The following is a 5998-nucleotide window of genomic DNA, read 5'->3' on the forward strand; positions in this document are numbered from 1 at the left end:
CATGCGTTTGCCGTCCGCCCGCTTCCCGTCCGACCGCAAACTAGCGCCACGGCGTCCCCCCATGGAAGCGCTGCCCCAGCCCTTCAGGCACGGGATCGAGCCCCCTCGTTCCGCCCGGCCCGCAGCGCCCGACACGAAAGAGCGTCATCCACACGCCGGCCCACAGGCCGTGGCGTGCGATCGCCTCGTAGCCATATTCGGAGCACGTCGGAATATGCCTGCATGAGTTGCCGATAAACCCGGATAAGGTCAGTTGATAAAGCCGGATCAATCCCATGCCGAACAGCCGGTCCGGGGTCTTGCGGAAAGGGCCTGTATAGTTTCGGGAATATCTGGCCACCGGCCCGGAATACCCCCCTCTGTCACTTCGCGATATTTCCGGCGAGATCATCCGGGACACCCTGCGTTTCGGCAGATCTTCGTCGTCGTCCTGCTGAAGTGGGCAAAACTCGCACATGACCTAACCTCCGCGTCTTGAGGAGGCGCCGGCAGTGCCGCACGATCCCGATCTTCCCCTTTCTGGGGAAGATGTCACAAAATGACAGAGGGGGGTGTCACATAGCTGAGCGCTCAATGTTCACGCCTCGGCCATTTCCGCGCGCTTTGCCTCGATCTGCCCAACCGCATCGACGACAGCGTCGAAAGTCAGCATGGTGGACGCGTGGCGAGCCTTGTAATCCTTGACCGGGCGCAGATAACGCATGTCCTCGAAGCGGCCATGCGGACCATCTCCGTCCGCTTTCAGCATGGCGAGCATGTCCTCGCGGGCCTTGCGGAGTTCGCCGGCCGTTGCGCCGATCACGTGCCGGGCCATGATCGAGGAGGATGCCTGGCCGAGCGCGCAGGCTTTGACGTCATGGGCAAACGCGGTGACGGTATCGCCGTCCATCTTCAGCCAGATCCGCACTTTGGAACCGCACAGTTTCGAATGCGCCTGTGCACTTGCATCGGCATCGGCCAGGCTGCCTGTCAACGGAATATTGCCTGCATATTCGAGGATTTTGCTGTTATAGATGTCGTCCATGATGAATTCCGCTCCAGATTGCCGCGGATCGGCTTATTTCGGCGGTCATTGTATCATAAACAAAAAACACACCGTGTCGTGCTAGCATACTTACATGAAGACGCCGTCTTCCTATATGTATGTCGTTCGAAGACCATGAAAATGCAATGGTCCTCGGGTAAGTTTGATTGGGAAACCGTGCCGGACGGGCTATAAGCTGCCCCGAAAGCCCCGGAGCCTGCCAAAGGTGCAACATTCCTGACAAGGGATACCAGTGGCGAGTCCGAAAGACGGTCCAAAAGTTCGTGGACCAGGAGACTTGAGCAGTATGGACGCCATCGTAAAGAATTTTCCGCAGACCAGCCGTGACGCCGAACGCCCCAGCCAGAAGGAGGCCGAAGACGCAATTCGCGTTCTGCTTCGTTGGGCTGGTGACGATCCGTCGCGCGAAGGGCTGATCGATACCCCTACCCGTGTCGCCAAAGCCTATCGCGAACTTTTCGCCGGCTACGAAATGGACCCGGAAGACGTCCTGGGCCGCACCTTCGAGGAGGTCGCCGGCTACGATGATATGGTTCTCGTGAAGGATATTCCCTTCTATTCGCACTGCGAACATCACATGGTGCCGATTATCGGCAAGGCACATGTCGCCTATATGCCTGACGGCAAGGTACTTGGACTTTCCAAGATCGCCCGCGTCGTCGAGATCTATGGCCGCCGCCTTCAGACGCAGGAAACCATGACAGCACAGATCGCCAAGGCGATCGATGATACACTGGCTCCGCGCGGCGTTGCTGTCATGCTCGAAGCCGAACATCTGTGCATGGCGATGCGCGGGGTACAGAAACAGGGTTCCACGACGCTGACGACGACCTTTACCGGAATCTTCAAGGCCGAGCCTGCCGAACAGGCGCGGTTCATGACCATGGTGCGGAGCCGCTGATACGGCTCCATTAAGAGAGCCGAATGATGCCTTTTGCATTCAATGCGCCGTCAGACGACAAATCCGAACTGGAAGATGCCGGCGATTTCACGCCCCGCTTCGATGATCGCGGCCTGATCACCGCGATCGTCACCGACGTGCATGACGGCGAGATCCTGATGGTTGCGCACATGAACGCGCAGGCGCTGGCGCTGACGATCCAGACGGGCAAGGCACATTACTTCAGCCGGTCGCGCGGCAAGCTCTGGATGAAGGGCGAAACCTCCGGCAACATCCAAACGGTGAAGGAAATCCGTACCGACTGCGATCAGGATGCAATCTGGCTTAAAGTAGAGGTCGCGGGCCACGACGCGACGTGCCATACTGGCCGCCGTTCCTGCTTTTACCGCACGGTGACGCTCCAGGACGGGAAACCAATGCTCGATATCGTGGATGACGAACGGCATTTCGACCCGAAAGACGTCTACGGAAAATAGCGCGCCTGTCAGGTACCTGCTCGCTATTGAGACAGATAGCGCTGCTGTATACGATTTGGAAAGGGAACGGGGACACTATAACAAACTGAAATATTTCTGCCTGGAGGAGGCATACCATGCTGAACTGGAGTTTGCATCGTCTGAGCTCTGAAGCAGGCAGTTCAGGTTCCGGTGTCTCGACAGTTCCAGATATGACCGCTCCTCCGACGTCCACCCTTCCCCCTAAAAGAACAAAGATTGCGCTGGCGCTTGGCGGCGGCGCGGCGCGCGGCTGGGCGCATATCGGCGTGCTGCGCGCAATGGACGAGGCCGGCATCGAAGTTGGCATGATCGCGGGAACCTCGATCGGTGCGCTGGTCGGCGGTTGCTATCTTGCCGGCAAGCTGGATGAGCTCGAGGCCTTCGCCCGTTCGCTGACGATGCGCCGCATTGCCAGCCTGCTTGATCTTACCATCGGCGGCAGCGGACTTTTCGGCGGCATGCGCCTGACGAAGCGCATGCAGGAGCATCTCGAAGGTCTGAATGTGGAAGACCTCGACCGCCCCTTTGTCGCCGTGGCTGCAGAGGTGAACACCGGCCACGAGGTCTGGATTTCCAGCGGCTCGCTGATTACGGCGCTGCGTGCATCCTATGCCCTGCCCGGCATCTTCGAGCCAGTTCGCAGCAACAGCCGCACTCTGGTCGACGGCGCACTGGTCAATCCGGTGCCGGTTTCCGTTTGCCGCAGCTACGAACAGCAGCTCGTCGTGGCTGTCAATCTGAACTACGACCTCTTCGGCCGGTCCGCAGTCGTCAAGCACAATGCGACCTTGACGCTTCAGGAGATGCAGAAGCAGGAGGAAGCTCCCTATGCGCGCCTCGGAATGACCGGCGTGATGGTACAAGCCTTCAACATCATCCAGGACAGGATTTCGCGCGCGCGCCTTGCCGGCGATCCGCCGGACATTTCGCTACATCCGCGTCTCAGTGACATCGGCCTGTCGGAATTCCACCGGGCTGGCGAAGCGATAGAGCGCGGATACGAGGAAGCCAGAGCGCGACTTCCCGAACTCCGGCGGATGCAGGAAGCGTTCGCCACCCAGGCGTGATGGTGGGCCGCCCGCCTCAGCCCGCGATATAGGCCTTGATTTCTTCTGTCTCGCGCTCGACTTCAGCGATGCGCGTCTTCACGACGTCGCCGATTGAGACGATGCCGACGAGCTTTCCATTCGTTTCAACCGGCAGATGGCGGAAGCGCCGGCTGGTCATCAATTCCATCAATTCGTTGACGGTCGTGTCTTCGTGGCAGCGGAAGACCCTCGATGTCATCAGCGAGACAACCGGCTGATCGAGGCAATCCTTGCCAAACTTTGCTACGGCATTGACGAGATCGCGTTCGGTGAAGATCCCGGCAATACGGCCTTCCATGCCGACAATGACAACGGCACCGATCTTGCGGCTGCTGAGCACTTTCGCCGCTTCGCCGGCGGTCGTGTTCGCGCCGGCCGTGACGACGTTGCGGCCCTTCAGGTCGAGGATGGCTTTTACGGTGTTGGACATTCGAAACCTCCCATGTCGAAAGTGAAACACTTAACTGAACAGAGGCACCTGCGAAGGGCTGTTCGTCCCAACGCGGATCAATCCGAATGGTGCACTCCAAAGCTCAAGATTGCAATATATCCGGCTCTTGCGAAACCTCGGGCTCGGCAGGAATATTCCGGTCGAAGAACGAGAAAAGGAAGAATCCGAAAACGAAACCACCGATATGTGCGTCCCAGGCGATCGGCTGGTTCGGGTCGCCGATCAGTGGAATGCCGACGGCGATCAGCCCGTTTCCAATCAGCCAGAAGAGCGTGAATACCACCACCGTGCGGCTGCGAAAGGACTCGGCCACCGACAGGCGCGGATTGAGATGTGCCGGACGCGTTACCTTCCGCTCCGGCGGAAACGCAAAACGGCAGGCCGCCCCCATGAGCCCGGAAACGACACCGGAAGCGCCGATGAGCAAGGTTGGATCGCCCCAGTTCAATCCGGCGTGAAGCGCTGCGGAGGCGACCGATGAAAGAATCCAGAAGATAACATAGCGCAAGCTTCCGATGCGGCGCACGACCGGCGCGCCGAAAGCCATCAGCCACAGCCCATTGAAGAGAATATGCTCCACGCTGCCGTGCAGCAGAGAATAGGTCACCGGCGACCAGATCCATTGCAGCCCCTGCTCCGAGAACGGGATCACATAGCGTACCGGAATGAAGCCGAAAGTGATGAAAAGCCAGTCGACTGCGTTTGCGGAGAGGATGAACGACTGGACCGCATAGATCGCGCCGAGCAGACAGAGTGTCGCCAAAAGGATGCCGGGCAGATTGAAAACCGGCGTCCGTTTCTTTTCAATCGGGATTTCCTCAACCGTTTCCGGCTCCGTCCTGTGATCGTCCATATGCGTCCTCGCCGGATTGAGGTCTCAGCCTTACAGGAGCGAAGATCAAAAAAAAAGCCGCCCGGACAAACCGGACGGCTTGCCGAGCGTCCCCCGAGATTGACCCCGCGCCCGATCAGTGAAGTGCTGAACTTCGTTTCCGAAGCGATACCCAACAGTGGCACGGCATGTCACTGGCCGCAATCGAAACCGTTCCTTAACCTTAACTGCCCGCAGTTGGCATGAAATCCGCTTGGTAAGCATCAGAACAGCCGTTCGGGCTTGAACTTGAACCGAAATGAAACAGGTTGGTGTGCCGTGCGTCATCAGACGATCATCGATATTTACGATCACTGGAACCGTCTGCGCGGTGCCAGCGATGCACCGCTGAAATCGCAGATCGAACCGTCGAGCCTTGGCCACCTTCTGCCGAGCCTCTTCATCCTTGAGAAAAACGACGAACTGGGTGCCGTCACCTTCCGGCTTGCCGGCACCAGAATCTGCGATCTCTTCGGGCGGGATCTGCGTGACGAGAGCTTTGCCGAGCTCTTCGGCGACGGCCATGCCGATGACATTGAGGCAACGCTTCTGGGTGCGATGCATCACGTCATCCCGACGCTGCTCAATGCGACCGGCTACAGCACGGCGGGGCATCAGGCCACCTTCGAGATCATCGTCATGCCGCTGCGCTGTGAAAACGGCAGCCGCGCGCGGCTGCTCGGCGCCCGTTCCTTTTACACACCTCACGCCGGCGGCCCTCGCCCAACAGGGAGGTCTGGCGGGCGGCCGGCCACGTCCGCCCGACGCATCTCAATGCGACCGGCTCCAGCGCGGCGGGGCATCAGGCCGCCGTCGATATCATCGTCATGCCGCGGCGCTGTGAAAACGGCAGCCGCGCGCGGCTGCTCGGCGCCATTGCGCCGTCGGTTGCGGCAAGCTGGCTGGAAATCGTGCCGCTCGATTTTCTGGCGCTCGACCGCAGCCGCCTGCTGCGCGATAAGCCCGGGCAGAACGGCGGTGGGAGCAACTGGCCATACACAGCTGTCGCCGAGCCTCCGCATGGCTTTAGTGTGGTCCTCGGCCGCATGATGTCTTCATTGTTTTCCGGGGTGGCACCGCGCTGACCGTCTCATTCCGGCACAGCCTTATCCTATGCTGCAAGGTGTAATCGCGCCCTTCAGGAC

General features: G+C 59.6%; 7 protein-coding genes and 2 pseudogenes. 5 read left to right on the top strand and 4 right to left on the bottom strand.

Annotation, left to right across the window (positions count from 1 at the left end):
- Positions 1-40: 40 nt before the first annotated feature.
- Together yidD and C9413_RS26330 are read right to left on the bottom strand one after the other, a co-directional pair.
- Positions 41-457, bottom strand: coding sequence for a membrane protein insertion efficiency factor YidD (gene yidD / locus C9413_RS26325; RefSeq protein ID WP_170251112.1), 417 nt, complete (start codon positions 455-457; stop codon positions 41-43).
- A 120-nt stretch (positions 458-577) separates the two neighbouring features.
- Positions 578-1024, bottom strand: a complete 447-nt coding sequence (locus C9413_RS26330) for an iron-sulfur cluster assembly scaffold protein (protein ID WP_039844954.1) — start codon at positions 1022-1024, stop codon at positions 578-580.
- 307 nt (positions 1025-1331) lie between these two features.
- Here C9413_RS26330 and folE point away from each other — a divergent pair, with 307 nt between their 5' ends.
- The 3 genes from folE (at position 1332) to C9413_RS26345 (ending at position 3510) form a co-directional block, all read left to right on the top strand.
- On the top strand, positions 1332-1946 hold the full coding sequence (gene folE, locus C9413_RS26335) for a GTP cyclohydrolase I FolE (RefSeq protein ID WP_039844955.1): 615 nt from the start codon (positions 1332-1334) through the stop codon (positions 1944-1946).
- A gap of 23 nt (positions 1947-1969) precedes the next feature.
- Positions 1970-2422: a phosphoribosyl-AMP cyclohydrolase gene (gene hisI / locus C9413_RS26340; protein WP_039844956.1), complete on the top strand. Its 453-nt coding sequence runs from the start codon at positions 1970-1972 to the stop codon at positions 2420-2422.
- A gap of 116 nt (positions 2423-2538) precedes the next feature.
- Positions 2539-3510: a patatin-like phospholipase family protein gene (locus C9413_RS26345; RefSeq protein WP_039844957.1), complete on the top strand. Its 972-nt coding sequence runs from the start codon at positions 2539-2541 to the stop codon at positions 3508-3510.
- Positions 3511-3526: 16 nt separating this feature from the next.
- Here C9413_RS26345 and C9413_RS26350 read toward each other — a convergent pair whose 3' ends face one another.
- Both C9413_RS26350 and C9413_RS26355 read right to left on the bottom strand, forming a co-directional pair.
- Entirely contained in the window at positions 3527-3961 is a 435-nt protein-coding gene (locus C9413_RS26350; protein ID WP_039844958.1) for a CBS domain-containing protein, read from the bottom strand.
- Positions 3962-4064: 103 nt separating this feature from the next.
- On the bottom strand, positions 4065-4835 hold the full coding sequence (locus tag C9413_RS26355) for a rhomboid family intramembrane serine protease (protein ID WP_039844959.1): 771 nt from the start codon (positions 4833-4835) through the stop codon (positions 4065-4067).
- A gap of 267 nt (positions 4836-5102) precedes the next feature.
- Between C9413_RS26355 and C9413_RS26360 the strand changes: the two are divergent.
- Positions 5103-5540: pseudogene (locus C9413_RS26360) on the top strand (PAS domain-containing protein); the annotation flags it as partial.
- Positions 5541-5626: 86 nt separating this feature from the next.
- Positions 5627-5815 (top strand): annotated as a pseudogene (locus C9413_RS26365) (PAS domain-containing protein); the annotation flags it as partial.
- Positions 5816-5998: the final 183 nt, after the last annotated feature.

Origin of the sequence: Rhizobium sp. SEMIA 4085, from assembly GCF_013004495.1 — a bacterium.
In the GTDB taxonomy this organism is placed as follows: Bacteria; Pseudomonadota; Alphaproteobacteria; order Rhizobiales; family Rhizobiaceae; genus Rhizobium; species Rhizobium gallicum.